The 21,365-nt window shown below is 68.9% G+C and carries 19 protein-coding genes, 1 tRNA gene and 1 riboswitch; of the genes, 9 read left to right on the top strand and 11 right to left on the bottom strand.

Translation table 11 applies throughout. From position 1 onward, the window contains the following. Positions 1–25: 25 nt before the first annotated feature. The 4 genes from ABZ272_RS04620 to ABZ272_RS04605 all read left to right on the top strand — a co-directional run bounded on the left by ABZ272_RS04620 (position 26) and on the right by ABZ272_RS04605 (position 5,826). The gene (locus tag ABZ272_RS04620; RefSeq protein WP_355048506.1) at positions 26–2,224 is read left to right on the top strand and encodes a (Fe-S)-binding protein; all 2,199 of its coding nucleotides are present in this window, start codon (positions 26–28) and stop codon (positions 2,222–2,224) included. Positions 2,225–2,328: 104 nt separating this feature from the next. Beyond that, positions 2,329–3,651, top strand: coding sequence for a hemolysin family protein (locus tag ABZ272_RS04615; RefSeq protein WP_355048505.1), 1,323 nt, complete (start codon positions 2,329–2,331; stop codon positions 3,649–3,651). Further along, positions 3,644–4,645 carry a hemolysin family protein gene (locus ABZ272_RS04610; RefSeq protein WP_355048504.1) on the top strand — a complete coding sequence of 334 codons (1,002 nt, stop codon included), beginning with the start codon at positions 3,644–3,646 and terminating at the stop codon, positions 4,643–4,645. The genes ABZ272_RS04615 and ABZ272_RS04610 overlap by 8 nt, the downstream gene beginning before the upstream one ends. A gap of 167 nt (positions 4,646–4,812) precedes the next feature. Beyond that, positions 4,813–5,826 carry an NlpC/P60 family protein gene (locus tag ABZ272_RS04605; protein WP_355048503.1) on the top strand — a complete coding sequence of 338 codons (1,014 nt, stop codon included), beginning with the start codon at positions 4,813–4,815 and terminating at the stop codon, positions 5,824–5,826. A 58-nt stretch (positions 5,827–5,884) separates the two neighbouring features. Here the strand turns inward: ABZ272_RS04605 and ABZ272_RS04600 are convergent, their stop codons facing one another. Continuing rightward, positions 5,885–7,840, bottom strand: coding sequence for a peptidoglycan recognition family protein (locus tag ABZ272_RS04600; protein WP_355048502.1), 1,956 nt, complete (start codon positions 7,838–7,840; stop codon positions 5,885–5,887). A 236-nt stretch (positions 7,841–8,076) separates the two neighbouring features. Continuing rightward, a riboswitch (cyclic di-AMP (ydaO/yuaA leader) is annotated at positions 8,077–8,212 on the top strand. Positions 8,213–8,224: 12 nt separating this feature from the next. Between ABZ272_RS04600 and ABZ272_RS04595 the strand changes: the two genes are divergently transcribed. Then, complete coding sequence (locus ABZ272_RS04595; protein ID WP_355048501.1) at positions 8,225–9,265, top strand: NlpC/P60 family protein; 1,041 nt, start codon at positions 8,225–8,227, stop codon at positions 9,263–9,265. Between the two features lie 71 nt (positions 9,266–9,336). Here the strand turns inward: ABZ272_RS04595 and dcd are convergent, their stop codons facing one another. Next, positions 9,337–9,915, bottom strand: coding sequence for a dCTP deaminase (gene dcd / locus ABZ272_RS04590; protein ID WP_266247661.1), 579 nt, complete (start codon positions 9,913–9,915; stop codon positions 9,337–9,339). A gap of 77 nt (positions 9,916–9,992) precedes the next feature. Between dcd and ABZ272_RS04585 the strand changes: the two genes are divergently transcribed. After that, on the top strand, positions 9,993–10,541 hold the full coding sequence (locus ABZ272_RS04585) for a pyridoxamine 5'-phosphate oxidase family protein (RefSeq protein WP_355048500.1): 549 nt from the start codon (positions 9,993–9,995) through the stop codon (positions 10,539–10,541). Positions 10,542–10,614: 73 nt separating this feature from the next. Here ABZ272_RS04585 and ABZ272_RS04580 read toward each other — a convergent pair whose 3' ends face one another. Next, positions 10,615–11,601, bottom strand: coding sequence for a zinc metalloprotease (locus ABZ272_RS04580; RefSeq protein WP_355048499.1), 987 nt, complete (start codon positions 11,599–11,601; stop codon positions 10,615–10,617). 203 nt (positions 11,602–11,804) lie between these two features. On the opposite strand from ABZ272_RS04580, the gene ABZ272_RS04575 reads away from it, so the two are divergent. Beyond that, positions 11,805–11,878: transfer RNA gene (locus ABZ272_RS04575), tRNA-Gly, on the top strand. 305 nt (positions 11,879–12,183) lie between these two features. Then, positions 12,184–12,372: a hypothetical protein gene (locus tag ABZ272_RS04570; protein ID WP_355048498.1), complete on the top strand. Its 189-nt coding sequence runs from the start codon at positions 12,184–12,186 to the stop codon at positions 12,370–12,372. Here ABZ272_RS04570 and ABZ272_RS04565 read toward each other — a convergent pair. The 7 genes from ABZ272_RS04565 to ABZ272_RS04535 all read right to left on the bottom strand — a co-directional run bounded on the left by ABZ272_RS04565 (position 12,362) and on the right by ABZ272_RS04535 (position 19,913). Then, on the bottom strand, positions 12,362–16,339 hold the full coding sequence (locus ABZ272_RS04565) for a tetratricopeptide repeat protein (protein WP_355048497.1): 3,978 nt from the start codon (positions 16,337–16,339) through the stop codon (positions 12,362–12,364). The genes ABZ272_RS04570 and ABZ272_RS04565 overlap by 11 nt on opposite strands. Then, the gene (locus ABZ272_RS04560) at positions 16,336–16,662 is read right to left on the bottom strand and encodes a hypothetical protein (protein WP_355048496.1); all 327 of its coding nucleotides are present in this window, start codon (positions 16,660–16,662) and stop codon (positions 16,336–16,338) included. The genes ABZ272_RS04565 and ABZ272_RS04560 overlap by 4 nt, the downstream gene beginning before the upstream one ends. Before the next feature lie 416 nt (positions 16,663–17,078). Continuing rightward, positions 17,079–17,270 carry a hypothetical protein gene (locus tag ABZ272_RS04555; protein ID WP_355048495.1) on the bottom strand — a complete coding sequence of 64 codons (192 nt, stop codon included), beginning with the start codon at positions 17,268–17,270 and terminating at the stop codon, positions 17,079–17,081. Next, positions 17,267–17,842: a hypothetical protein gene (locus tag ABZ272_RS04550; RefSeq protein WP_355048494.1), complete on the bottom strand. Its 576-nt coding sequence runs from the start codon at positions 17,840–17,842 to the stop codon at positions 17,267–17,269. Before ABZ272_RS04550 ends, ABZ272_RS04555 begins: the two co-directional genes overlap by 4 nt. 61 nt (positions 17,843–17,903) lie before the next feature. Next, positions 17,904–18,476, bottom strand: a complete 573-nt coding sequence (locus ABZ272_RS04545; RefSeq protein WP_355048493.1) for a 2'-5' RNA ligase family protein — start codon at positions 18,474–18,476, stop codon at positions 17,904–17,906. Positions 18,477–18,547: 71 nt separating this feature from the next. Next, entirely contained in the window at positions 18,548–19,192 is a 645-nt protein-coding gene (locus tag ABZ272_RS04540) for a dihydrofolate reductase family protein (protein ID WP_355048492.1), read from the bottom strand. Positions 19,193–19,211: 19 nt separating this feature from the next. Next, entirely contained in the window at positions 19,212–19,913 is a 702-nt protein-coding gene (locus ABZ272_RS04535) for a dihydrofolate reductase family protein (RefSeq protein ID WP_355048491.1), read from the bottom strand. A 131-nt stretch (positions 19,914–20,044) separates the two neighbouring features. Here ABZ272_RS04535 and ABZ272_RS04530 point away from each other — a divergent pair, with 131 nt between their 5' ends. After that, positions 20,045–20,926, top strand: coding sequence for an LLM class flavin-dependent oxidoreductase (locus ABZ272_RS04530; RefSeq protein WP_355048490.1), 882 nt, complete (start codon positions 20,045–20,047; stop codon positions 20,924–20,926). Positions 20,927–20,933: 7 nt separating this feature from the next. Here the strand turns inward: ABZ272_RS04530 and ABZ272_RS04525 are convergent, their stop codons facing one another. Then, the gene (locus ABZ272_RS04525; RefSeq protein ID WP_355048489.1) at positions 20,934–21,365 is read right to left on the bottom strand and encodes an ASCH domain-containing protein; all 432 of its coding nucleotides are present in this window, start codon (positions 21,363–21,365) and stop codon (positions 20,934–20,936) included.

Below are 21,365 nucleotides of genomic sequence, written 5' to 3'. Positions count from 1 at the left end.
GCAGCAGACCGGGGAGGCCAACTCGATGGGCAGCGTCCAGATCGTCACCACGATCCTCGCGGCTGGCATCACCGCCGTGGCGGTGTGGCTGGCGGTGCGCGCGGTCATGAAGATGACGGCCGTGATCCGGCTGGGGCAACCCGCTCCGGAGCGGTTCGCCGACAAGGGCGCCCGCACCAGGAAGATGCTGGTGGAGACCGCCGGCCACACCCGGATGCTCAAGTGGGGTGTGGTGGGTGCCGCCCACTGGTTCGTGATGGTCGGCTTCATCGTGCTGTCGCTGCTGGTGCTCGAGGCGTACTTCGAGGTCGTCACGCCGACCGGTGGTCTGCCGATCCTCGGGCACTGGACCGTCTTCGGGCTGGCCACCGAGATCATCACCGTGCTGGGGCTGGTCGGCATCCTGGTGCTGATGGCGATCCGGCTCCGGAACCGGCCGAACCGGCCCGGCGGTCGCTCCCGCTTCACCGGCTCGACCATGTGGCAGGGGTACTTCGTCGAGTGGGTCGTGCTGCTGGTCCTGGTCTTCGGCCTGGTGATCCGGGGCTTCAAGGTCGCCACCGACCACTTCGAGTACCCGGTCTGGGCGACCCCGGTCAGCCACGCGGTCGGCGCGATCCTCCCGGACTGGTCGGACGGCGCGAGCGTCGCCGCGCTCATCAAGATCGTCATCTCGATGACCTGGCTGATCGTCATCTCGCTCAACGTCACCATGGGCGTCGCCTGGCACCGCTTCCTGGCGTTCCCCAACATCTTCTTCAAGCGCGACCCGGAGAAGCCGGCCGGCTCCGGTCTTGGCCCGCTGCGCCCGATGACCAGCCAGGGCAAGCCGCTCGACTTCGAGGAGGCCGACCCGGAGAAGGACCAGTTCGGCGTCGCCCAGGTCGAGCAGTTCACCTGGAAGGGCCTGCTCGACTTCAGCACCTGCACGGAGTGCGGTCGCTGCCAGTCGCAGTGCCCCGCCTGGAACACCGGCAAGCCGCTGTCGCCGAAGCTGCTCGTGCTCAGCCTGCGCGACCACGCGTACGCGAAGGCGCCCTACCTGCTGGCCGGCGGCGGCAAGGACCTCACCGGCGAGGAGAAGGCCACCCAGGCGCAGCTCGCGCACCTGGACGTGCTGTCGCTCGCCGAGGGTGACAAGCCGCTGATCGGCACGGCCGAGGAGGGTGGGGTCATCGACCCGGACGTCCTCTGGTCCTGCACCACCTGCGGCGCCTGCGTCGAGCAGTGCCCGGTGGACATCGAGCACGTGGACCACATCGTCGACATGCGGCGCTACCAGGTGCTCATCGAGTCGAGCTTCCCCTCCGAGGCCGGCGTGATGCTGCGCAACCTGGAGAACAAGGGCAACCCGTGGGGTGCGCCGCAGAACACCCGTGAGGACTGGACCAAGGGCCTCGACTTCGAGGTGCCCCGGGTCGGCGAGGTGGACGACTTCGAGTACCTGTTCTGGGTCGGCTGCGCCGGCGCGTTCGAGGACCGGGCCAAGAAGACCACCCGGGCGGTCGCCACCCTGCTCAACGAGGCCGGCGTGAGCTTCGCGATCCTCGGCGAGGGCGAGACGTGCTCCGGCGACCCGGCCCGCCGGATCGGCAACGAGTTCGTCTTCCAGATGCTCGCCCAGCAGAACGTCGAGACGCTCAACGAGGCGTTCGAGGGCCGGGAGAAGACCAAACGCAAGATCGTCGCCACCTGCCCGCACTGCTTCAACACCCTGGGCAACGAGTACGGCCAGCTCGGCGGCGAGTTCGAGGTGGTACACCACACCCAACTGCTGGCCCACCTGGTCTCCACCGGCAAGCTGACCCCGGTGCAACCGGTCGACGGCGGTGTCACCTACCACGACCCCTGCTACCTGGGCCGGCACAACCGGGTCTTCGCCGCCCCCCGCGAGGTGCTGGGCGACTCGATTCAGGGCGAGCTGACCGAGATGCCGCGCAACAGCGAGCGCTCCTTCTGCTGCGGCGCCGGCGGCGCCCGCATGTGGATGGAAGAGAAGATCGGCAAGCGGATCAACGTGGACCGGGTCGAGGAGGCAATGGCCACCGGGGCGAAGACGGTGGCCGTCGGCTGCCCGTTCTGCTCGACCATGCTCAACGACGGCGTCAATGGCAAGGGCGCCGGCGAGGAGGTCGAGGTCATCGACGTGGCGAGCGTCCTGCTGCGCTCGGTCAAGCCCGAGCAGCCGCGCGGCGACAAGGAGTCGACGCCGGTCGCCGGTTGAGGCGTACACCCCGGTTCCGAACATCGGTGGCGGCGGCCCGCAGGGGCCGTCGCCGCCGTGCAAGAATCTCGCCGAGGTGAGGAGACATCGACGGCCTGCTCTTGATGACGCTGCTGCCGCTGGTCGGGTTCGTTGCGCTGACCGCCGGCAACGCGTTCTTCGTCGCGGCCGAGTTCGCCCTGGTCACGGTCGACCGCGCGGAGATCGACCGGCGGGCCGCCGCCGGCGACGAGGCCGCCCGGACGGTACGCGCCGCGCTGCGCGAGCTGTCCTTCCAGCTCTCCGGGGCGCAGCTCGGGATCACCATCACCGCCCTGCTCACCGGCTACCTGGCCGAACCGGCGCTGGCTCGGATCTTCACCCCGCTGCTGCGTCCCGTGGCCGGGGAGAGCACCGAGCGCTTCACCCCGTTCCTGGCGCTGGCCCTGGCGACGCTCCTGTCCATGCTCTTCGGTGAGCTGGTGCCCAAGAACGCGGCGCTGGCCCGGCCGATGCCGGCCGCGCTGGCCACCGCCGGGCCGATGCACACCTTCTCCCGGACGTTCGGCTGGTTGATCCGGGGCCTGAACGGTTCGGCGAACCGGCTGGTCCGGGCGCTCGGCGTGGAGCCGCAGGAGGAGTTGGCCAGCGCCCGCTCGCCCGAGGAACTGGGGCTGCTGGCCGCCATCTCGGCCCGCGCGGGCGCGCTGCCGCCGGACACGGCGATGCTGCTGCGGCGCACCATCCGGTTCGGCGACAAGCGGGCGGCCGAGGCCATGACCCCGCGGGTCGACGTGGTCGCGCTGCGGGCCACCGCCACGGTGGCAAAGCTGCTGGAGGAGTCCCGGCGGACGGGACGGACCCGCTTCCCGGTGTACGAGGAGACCCTCGACCTCGTCACCGGCGTCGCGGGCGTGCCGGACGCGCTGGGCGTGCCGCTGGCCGCGCGGGCGTCGACGGTGGTGGCGGCAGTGGCCCGTGAGCCGGTGTACGTGCCGGAGAGCCTGGACCTGGACGGCGTGCTGGCGGCGTTGAAGGCGGCCGGGGCCGACCTGGCGATCGTCGTCGACGAGTACGGCGGCACCGACGGCGTGGTGACGATCGAGGACCTGGTCGAGGAGTTGGTGGGCGAGATCGCCGACGAGTTCGACCCGGCCAGCGTGGACGACGTCGATCCGCATCAGCTGACCGTTCCGGGCGGCGAGCGCACGGTGTTGGTCGACGGGGTGTTGCGCTCCGACGAGTTGGTCGAGCAGACGGGCTTCCGGCTGCCCGAGGGGCCGTACGAGACGCTGGCCGGGTTCCTGCTGGCGCGGCTCGGGCACATTCCGCTGCCCGGCGAGACGGTCGACGCCGACGGCTGGGAGTTCACCGTGGTCGAGGTGGAGCGGCACCGGATCGAGCAGGTCCGGGTGCTGCGACCGGCGGAGCCGGACGCCGATGACTGAGCTGCTGGTGGCCGTGCTGCTCCTGCTCGGCAACGGCTTCTTCGTGGGTAGCGAGTTCGCGCTGATCGCGTCCCGGCGGACGGTGATCGAGCCGTTGGCGGCCGGTTCGAAGCGGGCCCGCTGGGCGTTGTCGGCGATGAACCAGATCCCGCTGATGATCGCCGGCGCGCAGCTCGGCATCACGGTCTGTTCGCTGGGCCTCGGCGCGATCGCCGAGCCGGCGTTGGCCCATCTGCTCGAGTCGCCATTCCGCGCCGTCGGTCTGCCCGACCGCGCGGTGCACCCGGTGGCGTTCGTGCTGGCGCTCGGTGTCGTCGTCTTCCTGCACACGGTGGTCGGCGAGATGGTGCCCAAGAACATCACGCTGGCCGGTCCGGAGGTCTCCGCGCTCTGGCTGGGCCCGGCCATGCTGGCGTTCTGCGTGGCGACCAAGCCGCTGCTGCTGGCGATGAAGTGGGCGGCCCGCCGGGTGCTGGCCCTGTGGCGGATCGAGGCGACCGAGGCCGTGAAGACGGTGTTCACGGCCGAGGAGTTGGCGGGCCTGGTGTCGCAGGCGCGTACGGAGGGGCTGCTCGACGCCGAGGAGCACGCCCGCATCACCGGCGCTCTGGCCCTGCACACCCGTACGGCGGCGGACGCCCTGCAACCGTGGTCGACGGTGACGACGGTCGCCGAGGACGTCTCGCCGGCGTCGCTTGAGGTGTTGGCGACCCGTACCGGCCGGTCCCGGTTTCCGGTGGTGCAGCGGTCCACCCGGCGGGTGCTGGGCTTCGTGCACGTCAAGGACGTGCTCGGGTACGCCGGGCAGGGCCGCCGCGCTCCCGTGCCGGAGGCGGTGTACCGGCCGTTGGCCGTGGTCCCGCCGGACCGTACGCTCGCCGATCTGCTGCTGGCCATGCGCAGGGAACGGCGGCACATGGTGCTGGTCAGCGACGGACGCCGACCTCTCGGTGTGGTGACGCTCGATGATGTATTGACCGCAATCGTTGGTTAATTGACCAACACCCTTGGTGTGCAAGTGGTTGCGCGACAGTGACGGTGACTCGGCTCGCCTTGAATTCGGTCCGGCGCTTCCCTAATGTGGTGCACCGACCGCTGTGGGTCGTCTGCCTCGGCCCTTCCCTCACGCGAGGCGCCCGGCGGTCGGTTGCAAAGGAGTCGGTGCCGGTGGCAACCATGCCCCCTCATCGTCACGCACCAGGGTCGCCCGTTCGACCGCGTGGTCTGCGCCGGGTCGCACGTCGCCTGATCGTGCTGGTCGCCGCCGCTGCGGTCGGTGCCGGCATGATCGCCGTGCCGGCGCAGGCCGAGCCGACGGTCGACGAGATCGAGGCGCAGATCGACAAGAAGTGGGAGGAGTTGGAGCCCACGATCGAGAAGTACAACAAGGTGCGGGCGCAACTCGCCGTCAACCGCAAGAAGTCGTCCGAACTTCAGAAGAAGATCGAGCCGCTGGCCCTGCAGAGCGAGCTGGCACTCAACCGGGTCGGCGACCTCGCTTCCCGCTACTACATGTCGGGCCCCTCGCAGGAGATCGGCGCGCTGCTGGTCAGCGCCAAGCCGGACACGCTCACCGAGCAGCTCACCCTCCTCGACCGGCTCGCCTCCCAGGAGCGCAAGCAGGTCGAGGGTGTGCTCGCCGTCCGGGCCAAGTACGACGGCGAGAAGCAGAAGCTGGACGCGCTGATCGCCACCCAGACCAAGCAGCAGAGCGAGCTGGCGGCCAAGAAGAAGCAGATCGACGCCGAGATCAAGAAGCTCGAAGCGTCGATGCCCAAGACCACGGTCAAGACGGCCGGTTGCCCGACCATCAACGGCGTGGTCTCTGTCGCGGCGCAGAAGGCGATCAAGACCGCCTGCCAGCAGGTCGGCGATCCGTACGTCTGGGGCGCCACCGGCCCGAACTCGTTCGACTGCTCGGGCCTGACCCAGTACGCCTACAAGTCGGCCGGGATCTACCTCACCCACCACACGGGTGACCAGTGGAACGAGGGCAAGGCCGTCTCGCGCGCCGACGCCCGTGCCGGTGACCTGGTCTTCTTCTACTCCGGCCTGAGTCATGTCGGGCTCTATCTGGGCAACAACCAGATGGTGCACGCGCCACGCGCCGGTAAACCGGTGCAGGTGTCCAGCATCAACACCATGCCGGTCGCCGGGTTCCGCCGACCTGGCTGATCCCCAGCACGCACCACGACGGCCCCCGGTCACCTCGACCGGGGGCCGTCGTGGTTCCTCAGCGGGGTGCGCCCACCGGAGACGGCAGGAGCTGTACGTCGGCGAGGTCGACGTACATGACGCGGTGGCCGAACTGGATCTGCGCGTACCGGTTGTTGCCCCGGATCACCGTCCAGTCGCCGGGCGAGGAGCCGTCGAACGTGCTGGCCCGGTAGTACTCGCCGGGCAGCACCGCGCCGACGGCGTACCGCTGTCCGGCGGCGAGGGTGTATTGCAACGGTGAGATCGCCTGGTAGGGCACGCCGGCCGGGTAGGCCGCCTGCTCCGGGTACGCCCGCCCGTAGACGGGGATCGTGGCCCGGCCGGGCTTCGGGGTGACCACCATGCCGACCGTCCAGGTGGCCGTCGGCGCGGACGCCGGGTTGTGGAACCACGCCCGCTGCCCGAGGTACCAGATGGCCGTCCAGTCGCCCTGTCGACCGGCCAGCGCGTACGTCTGGCCGGCGGACGCGCGGGCCCCGTGGTCCGACACGTCCATCGTGTTCGGGGTGCCGTCGGGGCGCAGCGCGATGTCGTTGACCAGCGGCGCGTCCGGAGCCGGTGCGGTGCGTAGCACCACCGACGAGGAACCGCGGGGCGCGCACGGCGTCCCGGGGGTGACGCATCCGGTGAACGCCGGCTGGTTGGTCGCGTAGTCGGGGTCGATCCGGACCAGTCCGGTGGCCGGGGTGCCGGTGTCCAGCCGTGGCGCGTGCAGCAGGTCGAGGTAGTGCGTCCAGTCCCAGTAGGGTCCCGGGTCCCAGTGCATCCCGCGGACCGTCGACGCGGTCGTGCCGGGCACGTTGTCGTGCCCGATGATGTGCTGGCGGTCCAGCGGGATGCCCAGCCGCAGCGCGAGGTGCCGCACGAGCTTCGCCGAGGTCCGGTACATCGCCTCCGTGTACCAGGTGCCCTGCGCGGCGAAGCCCTCGTGTTCCAACCCGATCGACTTGGCGTTGACGTACCAGTTGCCGGCGTGCCAGGCGACATCCTTGGTCTTGACGTGCTGGGCGATGTGGCCGTCCACCGAGCGCAGCGAGTAGTGCCAGCTCACGTAGGTCGGGTCCTGGACGAGCTGCAGGGTGGTCGCCCAACTCGCCTCGGTGTCGTGGATGACGATGTACTCGATCTTCTGCCGGGCGGGCCGGTCGGACAGGTCGTGGTTGCCGTAGTCGCCGTCGCCGAACGCCGCGTAGGGTGCCGGGATCCACTCACAGGACACGGTGCTCGGGCACTCCAACCCGTCCGGGCGGGCGAGCCGGCGCAGTCCCAGTCGGTCCAGCCAGGTCCGCTCAGGGCGTACCGCCCGGGCCGGCAGCGTGACCCGCTGGCCGTCGTCGGTCACCCGCGTCTCGCCGGCGCCGATCGTGGTGAAGACCTCGTCGGCGAAGGCCGCCGCGGCATCGGCGCTGTCCGCGCCGGCATAGCGGGCCACCGCGCCGTACCAGGTGGCCGGGTCGGTGCCGACTCCGACCGGGGCGCCGACCTCCCGTTGGTACGCGGCCAGCAGCGCCGCCCCACCCCGGAGGTTCGTCGTCGGGTCGGTACGCAGCGCCTCGGTGGTGGCGCCGGTGAGCGCGGCGGCGGCGTCCACGGTCTGCAGCGCGGCGCTGGGCGGCGCGTCCCCGGTGGCGGGCGCCGGTGCGAGAGCACGACGGGACTCGTCGCCGCGCGGATCCTCTCCCGGGGCGTCGTGGTGACCGCGCCCGGGTAGGGCGGCCACGTGCCGGGCATCGGTCAGGTGCATCGGGCCGTAGCCGCCGCTGGTGCTCGGCGTGCCGGCGTTGCTGTCCCAGCGGGACTCCAGGTAGGAGACGCCGAGCAGTACGTCGATGGGTACGCCGTACTCGGTCGCTGCGGCGGCGTACTGCTGCTGGCGGTCGGCGGCAGGGGCCGCGGTGGCCGGGCCGGAGGGCAGCGGTACGGCCGCCGTGGCGGTGACGAGCGCGACGGCGAGCAGGGTCGGACGTTTCATCGAACCCCCTACATGTGAACTGGTGTCGGTTGCGGTCACCTTCGCCCTGCCCGGGAGTCCGCGTCAATACCTTTCCATGTTTCGAAACGTGCGGTAAGAAATCTTCACATCGGTTCGATGGCCCGCGGCAATCAGTACGGAGTGTCACGGCCGCACGGGTTGCGGATCGGTAACGGCCGTCTCTACTCTGGTCATTCGTCGGCCCGGTAGCAGGTCTGCCCACCCCGGGCGGTAACGGACCGACACCGCCGAGTCGCTCGCGAGCGAGCCGGGGACCCAGGTTCCTCGGGGTGAATCCGCAGTTCCTGCGGTAGGGCGCCCACTTCCCGCCCGAACCCGTCAGCTAACCCGGTAGGCGGTCAGGAAGAAGGAGTACGGAACCCGGTGGCCCTCCAAGCCCCGCGGCCGTCGTCCGGACGGTCGGCTCCGGCCGACCCGCCGTCGACCGTGCCGCGTCCACGCTGGTCCCGCTTCACCACCGCTCTCGCCGCCCTGGTCGGCGTCGCCGTCGTCCTGACCGGCAGCGCCACGGTGGCCCACGCCGATCCGTCCGTCGCCGAGATCGAACGCCAGATCGACGACGACTGGAACAAGCTCGAACCGATCATCGAGCGGCACAACGCCACCCGTGCCGACCTGACCCTCAAGCGCAAGCAGGCCGACGCGCTCGCCGCCCGCATCGCGCCGCTGGAGCGCCAGGTCGACGCCGCGATGGACAAGGTCAGCGCGCTGGCCGTCCGCGCGTACATGGGTGAGAACCTGTCGACCGTCAACACGATGCTCGGCAGCCGGTCGCCCAGCGAGATGGTCGGTCAGCTCGAAATGCTCGACCGCTTCGCCCACAACCAGCAGGAGGACGTCCGCCAGGTCGCCGACCTGCGCAACGAGCTGGCCCGGCAGAAGGCGCCGCTGGACGAGATGGTGGTCCAGCTGACCCGCACCGAGGCCCAGTTGGCTGCGAAGAAGAAGCAGATCAACGAGGAGATCGACCGGCTGCAGAAGCTGCGCCTCAAGGTGTACGGCAGCGGCGGCGGCGGTCCGCTGCGTCCCGCGCCCTGCCCGGCCAGCTACCCGGGTGGCGGTGCCGGTATCGCGGTCAAGTTCGCCTGCGCCCAGATCGGCAAGCCGTACGTGTGGGGCACCGAGGGACCGAACTCGTACGACTGCTCCGGGCTGATGCTGGCGGCATGGGCGAAGGCCGGTGTGTCGCTGCCGCACAACGCCGCCGCGCAGAGCCGGGTGACCAAGAACGTCAGCAAGGGCGACCTGCGCCCCGGTGACCTGGTCTTCTACTACAGCGACATCCACCACGTCGGGATGTACGTCGGCGACGGCTGGGTGGTGCACGCCTCCCAGGCCGGTGTGCCCGTCAAGATGAAGAAGGTCGACGACGGGCCCATCCACAGCTACGGCCGCCCCGGCTGACGTGTAAGGAAGGGCACCCTTCTAACGCTTCAGGTATAGAAAGGTGCCCTTCCTAACATCGGAGGGGCCGATCAGCGCGTCGGCCAGGCACGCCAGTTCTGCCAGGAGCGGCTGGGCGTCGGGCCTCGCTGGCCCTGGTAACGCGACCCGTAGACCACCGAGCCGTACGGGTGCTCGGCCGGCGACGAGAGCCGGAAGATGCAGAGCTGCCCGATCTTCATGCCCGGCCAGAGGGTGATCGGCAGGTTCGCCACGTTGGACAGCTCCAGCGTGACGTGCCCGGAGAAGCCCGGATCGATGAACCCGGCGGTGGAGTGGGTGAGCAGGCCGAGGCGGCCCAGTGAGCTCTTGCCCTCCAGCCGGCCGGCGAGCTGGTCGCCGAGCGAGATCACTTCCAGCGTCGAGGCGAGCACGAACTCTCCCGGGTGCAGCACGAACGGCTCACCGTCGGGCACCTCGACCACCGAGGTCAGGTCGTCCTGCTGCATGGCCGGATCGATGTGGGTGTAGAGATGGTTGTTGAAGACCCGGAACAGCCGGTCGAGTCGTACGTCGATGCTGGAAGGTTGGACCAGGGTGGGCTCGAACGGCTCCAGGCCCAGCGTGCCGGCCTTGATCTCGGAGACCAGGTCACGGTCGGAGAGCAGCATCGGACCACCATAGCGAGGCGGGCGGTGACCAGCGTGTCGAGGTCGCTCCTCGTACATTTGTTCGATAGAATGCTCGCATGGCTTCCTGGTCCGATTTCGCCGCCGACGAGCCCCGCCTCGCCGACGGCATCCGCGTTCTCCTGCAGCAGTACGGGCCGGGCTTCGGCTATCTGGCCACGGTCCGCGCCGACGGTGGGCCCCGGGTCCATCCGGTCTCCCCGGTCATCACCGACGAGGGGCTGTTCTGCTTCATCATCGACTCGCCGAAGCGCCGGGACCTCGAACGGGACGGCCGATACGCGCTGCACTCGTTCCCTCCCGAGGAGAGCGACGACGAGGCGTACGTGGCGGGCCACGCCTGGCCGGTCACCGATCCGGTCCGGGTGGCCAGGCTGGCGCAGAGCGCCCGGGCCGAGCCGCGGGCCGACTGGCGGCTGTTCGAGTTCACCGTCGACGTGGCGATGCTGACCCGTCGCGACCAGCACGGTCTGGGCATCGCCGTGGGGCGCCCGGCCGTCCAGGTCTGGCTCGATCCGCAGACCCCGCCCGCGGCGGCCGCGCCTTCCCCCGTACCGCAGACGCGCCCGACCCGTCGCAGCCGCGACGTCCAGTGCACGGCGGCCTGACCACGGCCCTGGGGGCAGATACGCCGATGCCGGCTCCGTCGTGACGGAGCCGGCACCTGGTGTACGCGAGGAGCTAGGCCGCGCGGTACGCGTTCCAGGCGGTCAGCATGCGGCTCGCCTGACCCGCGGTGAACTGGTACATGCACGAGTCGTAGGTGTAGTCCATGAAGTTGGTGATCGGGTCCAGGCCGGCCGCCGAGCAGGTGTTCCGGCCGGTCGGGCACTCGTACGCGGGCGACGCCTCGGCCGGGGTATCGCTGACCCCGTCACCGGAGCCGCCGCAACCACCCTGGAAGGTGTGGTAGAGGTTCAGCCAGTGGCCGACCTCGTGGGTGCCGGTGTCGCCCTGGTTGTAGTTGGTGGCGGTGCCGCCCGGCAGCGACTCGCTCAGCACGACCACGCCATCCATGCTGCTGAGTCTGCGCTGCGGAAAGGTCGCCCAACCCAAGAGGTCGTCGCTCAACTCGCCGAGGTAGATGTTGAGCGTGTTCTTGCCGCCGACCCGCAGCGACGACTTCATCGACCGCTCCGCCGACGAGCCGTCGACGATCGGGTACCAGGACGGGTTCGTCACCCGGTTGATCGAGTCGAGTCGGAAGGCGAAGGCGGTGGCCGCGCCGCCGGTCCCGCCCGCGTAGGCCTGGTTCAGCACGCTGATCTGCGAGGTGATCATCGAGTCGGGGATGTTGCCGCCGGCCCGGGTGCTGTTCTCCTGGATCACGTGCACCACCACCGGGATGGTGACGGTGGCTGCCAGCGTCGTGGCGCCGGCGCCGGCCCGGTAGTTGGCCCGCTCGCGCAACGCCGCCGCCAGGTCGGCGTCCCGCTCGCGGACCTGCTTGGCGGTCAGCTCGTTCGGTTCGTGCAGGGCCCCCGCGCCGGGCTTCGCCCGGGCGTTGGCGTGGCTGGCGGCCGGCTCCGCGCAGGCGCCGCCCGGTGCCGCGGAGAGGGCCGAAGCGGCCGGAACGACGCCCACCGCAGCGGTGCTGAGCAGCAGCGCGAGGGTCGTCGACGCGACACCGGCGACACGCCGGGTCAGCGGTTTGGGACGGAGTCCCATGAGCCCACCTCTTTCTGGCGGCGCGGCAGGGGGTGTGTCACGCCGTGGCTGGGAACGTGTGGCAGACGTTACAACTCATCGACGCATTTGAGAACGACCATATGTTGCCGTCTGGAAACTTCTTTGGGTGCGAGCGGGGGCGGTCGGCGCGTGGGGGTGGCTGGGTGCATGGCTGCGACGACTCGGGTACAGTGGTGCAGCCTGCGGGTGTAGTTCAATGGCAGAACATCAGCTTCCCAAGCTGACAGTGCGGGTTCGATTCCCGTCACCCGCTCCACGCACGGAAGCCCTGGTCAGGACAGACGTCCCGCCAGGGCTTCCGTGGTTCCAGGTCATGCCGAAACAGGGATGGGCCATTAGCCCGCCTCGGCGCCGGTCCGTCGCCCTCGGCAACCCGCTTGACCTTGCGCTTGCTCGGCTTGCGCCGGCCGGCCTTGACCGCTCGATCGCGTCGACAGCGCTCACCACGCGGCGTGCCATGGACGGCTTGTGTCGTGTAGCGCGGCGCGGGCGCAGGCGTGAACCATCCGGGCCAACAGGTCAGCGGGGCTGGCTCTGGCGCGGAGGCGACGATGTTCCGCTGTGCTGCAGGTCGTGGAAGCGGAACCGGGCAGGCCGGCCGAAGCCACCGAGTCGCGCTACCTGAGGGCGTTCTGGGAGTTAGAGCGGCGCAAGGTCCGCTTGATTGAGGTGGCGGGTCGGACGGCGGCCCGCTTTCAGCGAGGGCGGCTCGAGGGCGTGCGGGATGGCAGCGGCTATCTCATTCGGTGACATCCTCGACAGCCGCGTGAAGCGCATCGACGAGGTCGGGAGACAGGTTGTCTTGGAGTATCCGACGAAAGTCGTTTGGACTCATCTGTTGCCGCAGCTGCTTCAGCTCGGTCACCGTCTCTCTGGGCCACTGGCCGTACAGCGATCGCCAGTTGCCAGCCGCTCTGAACAACGCGCGGGCTGCATTGTCGAAGCGCCGCTGATCCTGAGCGACCAGGCCGAGCCGGTGGTAGGTGCTGGCGGTGTTGTGCCGGTCGTTGAGCCCTAGGTAGATGGTCAGGGCCTGGTTGTAGTGGGCTTCGGCTTCGTCGAGGCGCCGCTGATCCTGCGCGACCCTGCCGAGATTGTGATAGGTGCCGGCCGCGTTGTTCCGGTCGTCGAGCTCCAGGTAGATGGTCAGAGCCTGGTCGTAGTGGGCCTCGGCTTCGTCAAAGCGCCGCTGAATTTGCGCGACAACGCCGAGCTGGTGGTAGATGCCGGCCGCGTTGTGCCGGTCGTTGAACTCCAGGTAGATGGTCAGGGCCCGGTTGTAGTGGGCTTCGGCTTCGTCGAAGCGCCGCTGATCCTGCGCGACCCTGCCCAGATTGTGGTAGATACCGGCAGCGCTGTGCCGGTCGTTGAACTCCAGGTAGATGGTCAGGGCCCGGTTGTAGTGGGCTTCGGCTTTGTCGAAGCGCCCCTGATCCCGGGCGACAACGCCGAGATTGTGGTAGATCCCGGCGGTGCTGTGCCGGTCGTTGAACTCCAGGTAGATGGTCAGGGCCTGCTTGTAGTGGGCTTCGGCCTCGTCGAAGCGCCGCTGATCCTGGGCGACGACGCCGAGCTGGTGGTAGGTGCTGGCTGCGCTGTGCCGGTCGTTGAACTCCAGCTTGATGGTCAGGGCCTGGTTGTAGTGGGCTGCCGCTTCGTCGAAGCGCCGCTGATTGTGCGCGACAACGCCGAGTTGGTGGTAGGTGAGGGCAGCGCTGGGCCGATCACCGGACGCCAGCTTGATGGTCAGGGCCTGCTTGTAGCGGGCTTCGGCTTCGTCGAAGCGCCGCTGGTCCTGCGCGACCCTGCCCAGATTGTGGTAGGTGCCGGCGGTGTGGTGCCGGTCCTTGAACTCCAGGAAGATGGTCAGGGCCTGGTTGTAGTGGGCTGCGGCTTCGTCGAAGCGCCGCTGATCCTGCGCGACTCTGCCGAGCTGGCCGTAGGTGAGGGCGGCGCTGGACCTATCAGCGAACTCCAGGAAGATGGTCAGGGCCTGCTTGTAGTGGGCTTCGGCTTTGTCGAAGCGCCGCTGGTCCTGGGCGACGATGCCAGCCAGGTGATGCAGGGCGGCGGATTCGCGGCGTAGGTCTTCGCGGTCGGGGTCGCGGGGGGCGGCGATAGCGCTGTCGAGCACGTGCCGGCGGGTGTCCTGTTGTTTGGTCTGGTCGAGGTACTCCTCTACCGCCTGAACGATGGGGAGGACAACTTGGCCAGTGTGAAGTCCGTGATCGAGGGCGGCGATGAGGTTGGCGTACTCGGTGCGCGCCGTCGCGTGTCCGGTCTCGCGCTGTCGCGGCTCCGGTGAGGTGAGCATCCGGTAAATCAGATTCCCGATGCCGGTGTAGAGCTGGTAATGCGCATCCTGGGCGGCATTGTGGAGTTCGGGGTGGTCGTTGATGCGGGTACGTAGGAAGTAGGGCAGCACCGGCAGGATCTGCACCCAGCCGGTCAGGTGGGGGTGGGAGGTGGCTAGTCCGACCCGGACGGTTTCGGCGACCGCCGCCGTGAGGTCGATCGGGCCGAGGGCTTCGACCGCCTCGTGGTCGGCAAGCAACTGCTGGTAGGCGTCGAGGAACGGTGCGGGGATGCTGGCGGTGAATGGTGCCAGCAGCAGCAGGGAATGCTGGATCGTGGGGTTGAGTTTGCCGTGGCTGTACTCGATGACCTGGTTGATGCGCTCGAGATCCGTGGCGCTGTTGCCTTGTTGTAGGTCGGCGAGGACCTGCGCCGGGGTTTGCGTGGCGAGGGTGGGCAGGACCACCGTCAGCGGCAGCGGATACCCACCGAGCAGGGTCGTCAGCCGCTCCAGTGCATCGCGCTGCTGCTTGTCGTGCAGGTGATGGGTTCCACCGTGGCGGGTGAGGATGGCGTCGATGAGCACCGATGCGGCCTGGTCGTCCAGGCCGGCCAGGGAGTAGGTGTTGTCGCCGAAAGTACGTGGGCCGATCCATTGCTCGTGCTCGCGTGACCCGAACAGCACGAGAGTTTTTCCGGCGCGCAGGCGAGCTAGAAACCCGCTGAGTCGTTCACGCTCTGTGTCGTTGAGGGCGTGGGGGATCGCCGCCGGGGTGGCGGTGATTGACTCGGTGTTGTCCAAGACCAGCAGATACCTGCGTGACCGCAGCAACCGGGCAATGTGCTCGGACTGCGCCTTCTCGGGCAGCAGTTCTAACTTCGCCTGCTCCACCGAATCCAGCAGAGTGGCGGCGATCTCGGGGATGATCTGGTCAAGGGTCCAAGCTCGGTGTTCGTAGCTGAACCGGAACACCATCTCCACGAGGCCGGTGCGTTGCCACCACCAAGCCAGATGTTCCAGCAGTGTCGACTTCCCGGCGCCAGCCATGCCTTTGACCAGCAGCATGTTCCGTTCGTCTCGGATCAGCAGCCGCCGCTCGATTGCTTGGATGTCCAGGTCCCGGCCGACGAACCCGTATTCCGTGTCCGGTTCGTCGCCGACCAGCGCCTCACGTTGAAGAAACCGGGCCTGCTGCTCGGCCGACATCTCCGACAACGAGAGCCTCACGTCCTGCTGGCTGAATACCACCGGCAGGACCCAGTCCTCCAATTCCAGGTCCTGATCGAAGTACGCTTGCCGGGTCTTGTCGTCGAACAGTGACCGCCGCGCGGTCTGCATCGCCGAGACCGGGTCGTCGCCTGCGGCCAGGCCCGAGTAGACCAGTGGCATCGCTTGCTTGGCGGCTGACACCGTCACCGAGTACGCCATCCCCACTGTCACTGGGACACCGGCCTCCACCAGGCGTTGGGCAAGGCTGGCCTCGCTTGCCGGTTCCTTCGCCGACTGACACGCGTTGAGAACGGCCACCGGAACCCGATGCTCCGCCAACAGATTCGCGATGTCCTCGGCAGCCACCGGTTCCGCCTTGCCCTCGACCGCGGTCTCGAGGAAGAGGAACGCCCGCTCACCCGCAAAGAGCGTCGGCCGCCGCGTTCCGAACAGATACCGGTCGGCGGCCCGACCCCGCTCCAACTCCGCGAACCCCGCCACCGCACCATGCACATCAAAATGAATCACCTGGTAGTAGCCGCTGCCGTGAAGCGTCGTCGCCGCGCGCAGATGCTGTTCCAGTGCCTGCCACGTCCCCGGGCGCACCAGATCCACCACCACCGGCCGGTCCGCCCGACGCAAGCCTTTCAACAAGGGTCGGGAAATCGTGCGGTAGCCGACATCGGAGCGGCCGCCGGGGCGGGCCGTCACCACAAGAATGTTCAACGTCGGCCGCTGCGGCGGCAGGTCGAATCCCGACGGGGTCAAGTACACGCAGCGGACGATCGGCAACCGAATCGCCATCGGCACCGGCAGCCCCGGGTCGTACAGAGCCTCCCAATGCAGGCGGTGAAACGCCGCCGAACCCCGCACCTGCACCCGGTAACCGTCGAACCCGCGCCGCGCCACCACCCGGTAGTCAACCAACGCATCCCCGGCGAACACCTGGCGGAACAACCGCTCACCATAGGCCCGCAGCTGCTCCACAGCCTCCCGCGCCAAATCCTTATCCAGGAACGGAAATCTCAGGTGCTCCTCGAAATACCACCCCAGCCGGTTCTCGTCACCATCGCCGGCCGGGTCGGTGATCGTGACCTCGTACTCCGCGCCGTCGCCAAAGGACACCCAGGCGATGAACGAACCGTCAGCGGCGCGTGACCGCTCCGAAATTTTGATCACCATCACCGGCCGGGGCTCGCCGCTGACGCTCACGAAGCGCTCCGGCGAACCCGGACCACCACCACACGATCATCACCCGAACGGGTCTCGGTCAGCTCCAGCTCCGTCACGTCCACAGCCGGCCGCTGCTGAACCACAAGCCGCCGGACCAGGTCGTACAGCAGGCCGCTGGCCAGATTGACCGCCAACGGCACCAACACCAACTCCGCCAATCCTGGCAAGAATGTTTCCGGAGCCGCCTGCTGTACCGACGCCGCTCCCAGGGCAGCAGACTCCTCATCGGAGTCCCACGCCTTCGCCAACGTCACCGGCTCCACACCCACCGCCGGATCTACCGCCACCACCAGCCGCGCCATCCCAAACCCTCCCCGGTCAAGGTCCACGCTACGTGTCACCACGATGACAACAGCGGTCAAATAGACGACAGCGCCGTACGAAGCCGTTCAACGAAGGGGATTTGGAGAGATTTAGAACACGTCCATCCGAATGCCCGACGGTGCCGTCCCGGCAGTCAACATCCGGCACCAACAACCGTCGCATCAGACCGGTGTCGCGGCCAGTTCACTCGGCGGGCTCTAGGTGCACGCCTTCATCGACACATACGGAACAGTAATGTGGGCGGTTTCTCCGAATCGGCTTGCCACCCGCGCATGCGCTACTGCTTGCGCTTGAACGACCTGAAGTGCCACACGACGATGGAGTCCCTCGACAACAACCGCGGTGTGCCGACCTGCCGTAGGTCCCGCACTCCAGCCTTTCAGGGCCACGTCCGCTATGAGCTCAGCGCAACAGCCTGTAGCTCGTCGATGGCGGTGCCGTACCATGTGCCTCGGGTGAAGGCGTGCAGGTCGCCGCCCCGGCAGGTGTAGCGGAGACGCTGTGCTTCGACGCCGTCGGGCAGCACGAGGCGGCACTGCCCGCCGATGCGGCGCACACCGTCTCGGTCGATGCGCAGCAGCGTCACGACGTCGTACTCGGGGCCCGGACCCCCGAGTCCTGGTTGAACCGGGCCAGGCCGTGTCCCTCCGACCCGCTTCCGCCCAACGCTCCCTCATCGAAATATCCGGCCCATACCTTGCCGGACGGCGTCGTCTGGAGTTCCTCGATGGCATCACCGAGGTGGCCACGGTGCTCCAGATCGCCGTCGTATGTCCATACCTCACCGTTGGTCACGCCAGACCCGGCGCGGGCCGCCACCAGCAGGACCCGCCCCTCCGGCAGCGGTTGCACGAACGACACACGGAGGTCTGTCTCCACATCGATCGCGCCGACAATCCGGACCCCGTTGCCACCGGCATGCCACGTCACCTGCTTGCGCCGGGAGGCCGTCCGGTGTGACCAGACGGCGAACGCCGTCCCATCGGGCCCAACGCCGACGGCCTCAGGCTCGCGTTCCATGTCCGCGCAATCTGCGGGTGTCAGAAATCCGTGGCGTTCCAGTGGCACCACCGGCAGCTTCAATACCTCCAGCCGCCGCTGAAGACTGGCCTGGTCCCGTTCGCCTCGTCTTGTCGTCATCACGTTGCCACTGGCCACACCGCGGTGAAGTCAACACGCAGGACCAGCGACGTCAGGTCGTCGGCTGGGGGCAGAGGGGTCACAAGCCTGTCCTCTCCGCCCGTCCCCGCGGCTCCTCGGTAGCTTCTTGCGGACCCAAGGGGAACTCGCAGACGGCGCGCCAAGATCTCAGCCCCGGCGTGCCGGCGATGAGGCGAACCATGTCGACGGCGGCGCCGATCGGCAGCTGTGCCGAGACGGTCTCCGCAGCCTGGCTCAATGTGGGCTTGGGGGCATCCTGGCCGAAGGTCAGGTGCGGCACCACATTGGTGTGCTCTCCCCCATAGGGTGCGGTCCCGGGAAACCGCTGCCACACAGCCGTGGTGAGGTTCACGAACGGACGGTCCGGCTGCGGTGCGAGCCATACGACCGTGTCGCCGAACCAGCCGACGTGCGTCAGCGCGACGTCGAACCGCGGTATGCCGGCAATGGTCTCGCTCAGCACGGTCAGGACCTGCTCATCGATCTGCTGTGGCGCTAGAAACGGGTAGAGAACGGTGACGTGTGCCGGCACGCCCCACGAGGCCGCTGGGTCGAGAGAGTCCCGAAACCGGCCTACCGCTTCCTCGGCCCCGGGTATCGGCACGATGAGCGCCGTCTGGGTCGGTTCCATCCCGGAAGTTTCCCGATCAAGGCCGGTGCTCGTCTACCCGCAGCCGCGCGGGCATGTGTGCGCCGGGGCGGCTACCGCCTCCAGAACAGCAGGTGGGTGACGCCGCTGGAGCTGGGCACCGTATCCAGGTGGAAGCGGTCGAGCAGGTCGGTGTGGCTGTCCCACAGTCGCTCGCCCCGGTACAGGTCGACGGGGGCGACGGCGATGTGCAGGGTGTCGACCAGGTCGGCGTCGAGGAACTCGCGGATGGTCGCGACCCCGCCGCCGAGGCGTACGTCCCGTCCGTCGGCTGCCTCTTTCGCCCGGGCCAGCGCCTCGGCCGGACTGGCGTCGAGGAAGTGGAACGTGGTGTCGGCGAGGGTGAACGACGGCCGTACGTGATGGGTGAGCACGAAGACCGGCGTGTGGAACGGAGGGTTGTCGCCCCACCAACCCTGCCACTCGTGGTTCTCCCACGGTCCACGCTGGGGGCCGAACTTGTTGCGGCCCATGATCTCGGCGCCGATGTTGTGTTCGGCGTCGCGGGTCAGGTAGTCGTCCAGGCCACGGGTCCCGCCGGGCTCGGTGCGGTAGATGAAGCTGGCGGTGGCGGAACGCCAGGAGAACAGCGGGGCGGGGTCGGCGTGACCGAAGGGCCGTTCCAGACTCTGCCCCTCCCCGGTGCCGAACCCGTCACGCGAGACATTGAAGCACTGCACCCGCAGTAGCTGTGGCATGAGAAATCCCCTTGTGACGTCAGTTGACGGTCGTCGTCGGGCCGCCGCCGCGACCGCGGTCGTCGAGCACGAGCGGGGCGCGACCGTCCACGGCGTACCGGATGTGGGTGACCTGCGGCGTGTGGATGACCCGGGTCGGCGTCAGCTCGATCGCCTCCTTGGCGTCGAGATCGAGGTCGGCGTCGAGGAGTCGCAGGCCAGTACCGAGCACGACCGGTACGACGTGCAGCTCCAATTCGTCGAGCAGGCCGGCCTTGAGTACCTGTCGGACGAGGCCGCCGCCGGCCACGGCTACGTTCTTGCCGCCGGCCACGGCGCGTGCCTGCTCGACCGCGCTGGCCACTCCGTCGGTCACGTAGGTGAAGCTGGTGCCACCGCCGCGCAGCAGGGTTTCGCGGGGTCGGTGGGTGACGACGAAGACCGGTGCGCGGAACGGAGGCTCCTCGCCCCACGGCACCTCGCCGCCGTCGGCCATCCGCCGACCCATGACGTACGCGCCGGCCGCCTCGAACGTCTCGGCCAGCACGTCGGAGTTGGTGTCCCGCTCGCCACCGGCGAAGCCCAGCCGTTCGCGCCAGGCCGCTGCCTCGGTGGCCCAGCGGGTGATCCGGAAGAAGCCGGCGGCCTCGGCCGAGTCGATCCAGTCGCCGTCGCCGTCGAACTGTGGGCCGGCGTAGAACCCGTCCAGGGACACCGACAGCTGTGCGGTCACCTTGGTCATCTCGCTTGATCCCTCTGCTCGGGCGGCACCCGTCGGGTGCCTGCTCGCAACGAGGTCGGAGTCGATCGGGACACCCCTACCGGAAGATCGTGTGAGCTGGATCACAGAAGAGTACCGGTAGGCTCGCGATCATGCGGATTGGCATCGTGATCCTGCCGGACCAGCGCTGGAGCCAGGCGCAGCACCGCTGGCGGCAGGCCGACGAGTGGGGCTTCGACCACGCGTGGACGTACGACCACCTGGGCTGGCGGGACCTGGTCGACGGCCCGTGGTTCGACTCGATGAGCACGCTGACCGCCGCCGCCACCGTGACGTCCCGGATTCGACTGGGCACGCTCGTGGCGTCGCCGAACTTCCGCCATCCGGCCGCGTTCGCCCGCAAGATCACCACGGTGGACGACGTGTCGGACGGTCGACTGCTGCTCGGCCTCGGTGCGGGCGGCATCGGGTTCGACTCGGCGGTGCTGGGTGGCGAGACGCTGCCGCCGCGCCAGCGGGTCGACCGGTTCGCCGAGTTCACCGAACTACTCGACCTGATCCTGCGCGAGGACGGCACCACCTGGCGGGGTGACTGGTTCGCCGCGGTGGACGCCCGCAACAACCCCGGCTGCGTGCAGCAGCCCCGGGTGCCGTTCGTGGTGGCCGCCAACGGGCCGCGCTCGATGCGGCTGGTGGCCCGCTTCGGGCAGGGATGGGTGACCACCGGCACCGGCGACGACAACGACCTGGCGAGCTGGTGGACCAGCGTCTCGACGCTGTCCGCGCGGATGGACCGGCCGCTCACCGAGGCCGGCCGCGACCCGGCCACGCTGGACCGTTACCTGCTGCTGGACTCCGCGCCGGTGTTCTCGCTGACCAGCGCGCAGTTCTTCGCCGACCAGGTCGGCCGGGCTGCGGAGCTCGGCTTCACCGACGTGGTGACGCACTGGCCGCGCGCCAGCAGTTGGTACGCCGGCGACGAGGCCGTCCTGGTCGACGTGGCGACCCGACTGCTGCCCGAGCTACGCGGATAGCGTCGGCTCAGGTGCCCAGGTCTCCGGTGGCCACGCCGCCCTCGCCGCCGGAGACCAGCCGCAGGCGCAGGCAGACGATCGGGGTGTCGTCGTCGACGGGTGTGCCGAGCCGCGCCCAGTAGGCGGCGTGCCCCGCCCGCCACTCCTCGATCGAGCGGTCACCCTCGCCCTCGGCACGGGCGAACTCCCAGGGCACGTCGCCGAAGCGGACCACCTCGACACCGGTGATCTCGACGACGCCGGCCAACGCGTCGTCGTCGTCGACGAGCGCCAGCCGTTCGCCGACCTGCTCCAGCTCCTCGTTCTCTTCGGCGTACTCGGCCAGCCGTCCGGCGGTCGCGGTCTTCACACCGGCCAGCACCAGCGTGTTCAGGGTCGTCCGCAGCTCGCCCGGCGTGCCGAGGGCGAGCGTGCGCAGGTCACCGATCCGAGGCCACAT

The sequence above is a fragment of the Micromonospora sp. NPDC005979 genome (assembly GCF_040614415.1).
Lineage (GTDB): Bacteria > Actinomycetota > Actinomycetes > Mycobacteriales > Micromonosporaceae > Micromonospora.
This window is presented reverse-complemented; position numbering and strand designations above follow the sequence as displayed.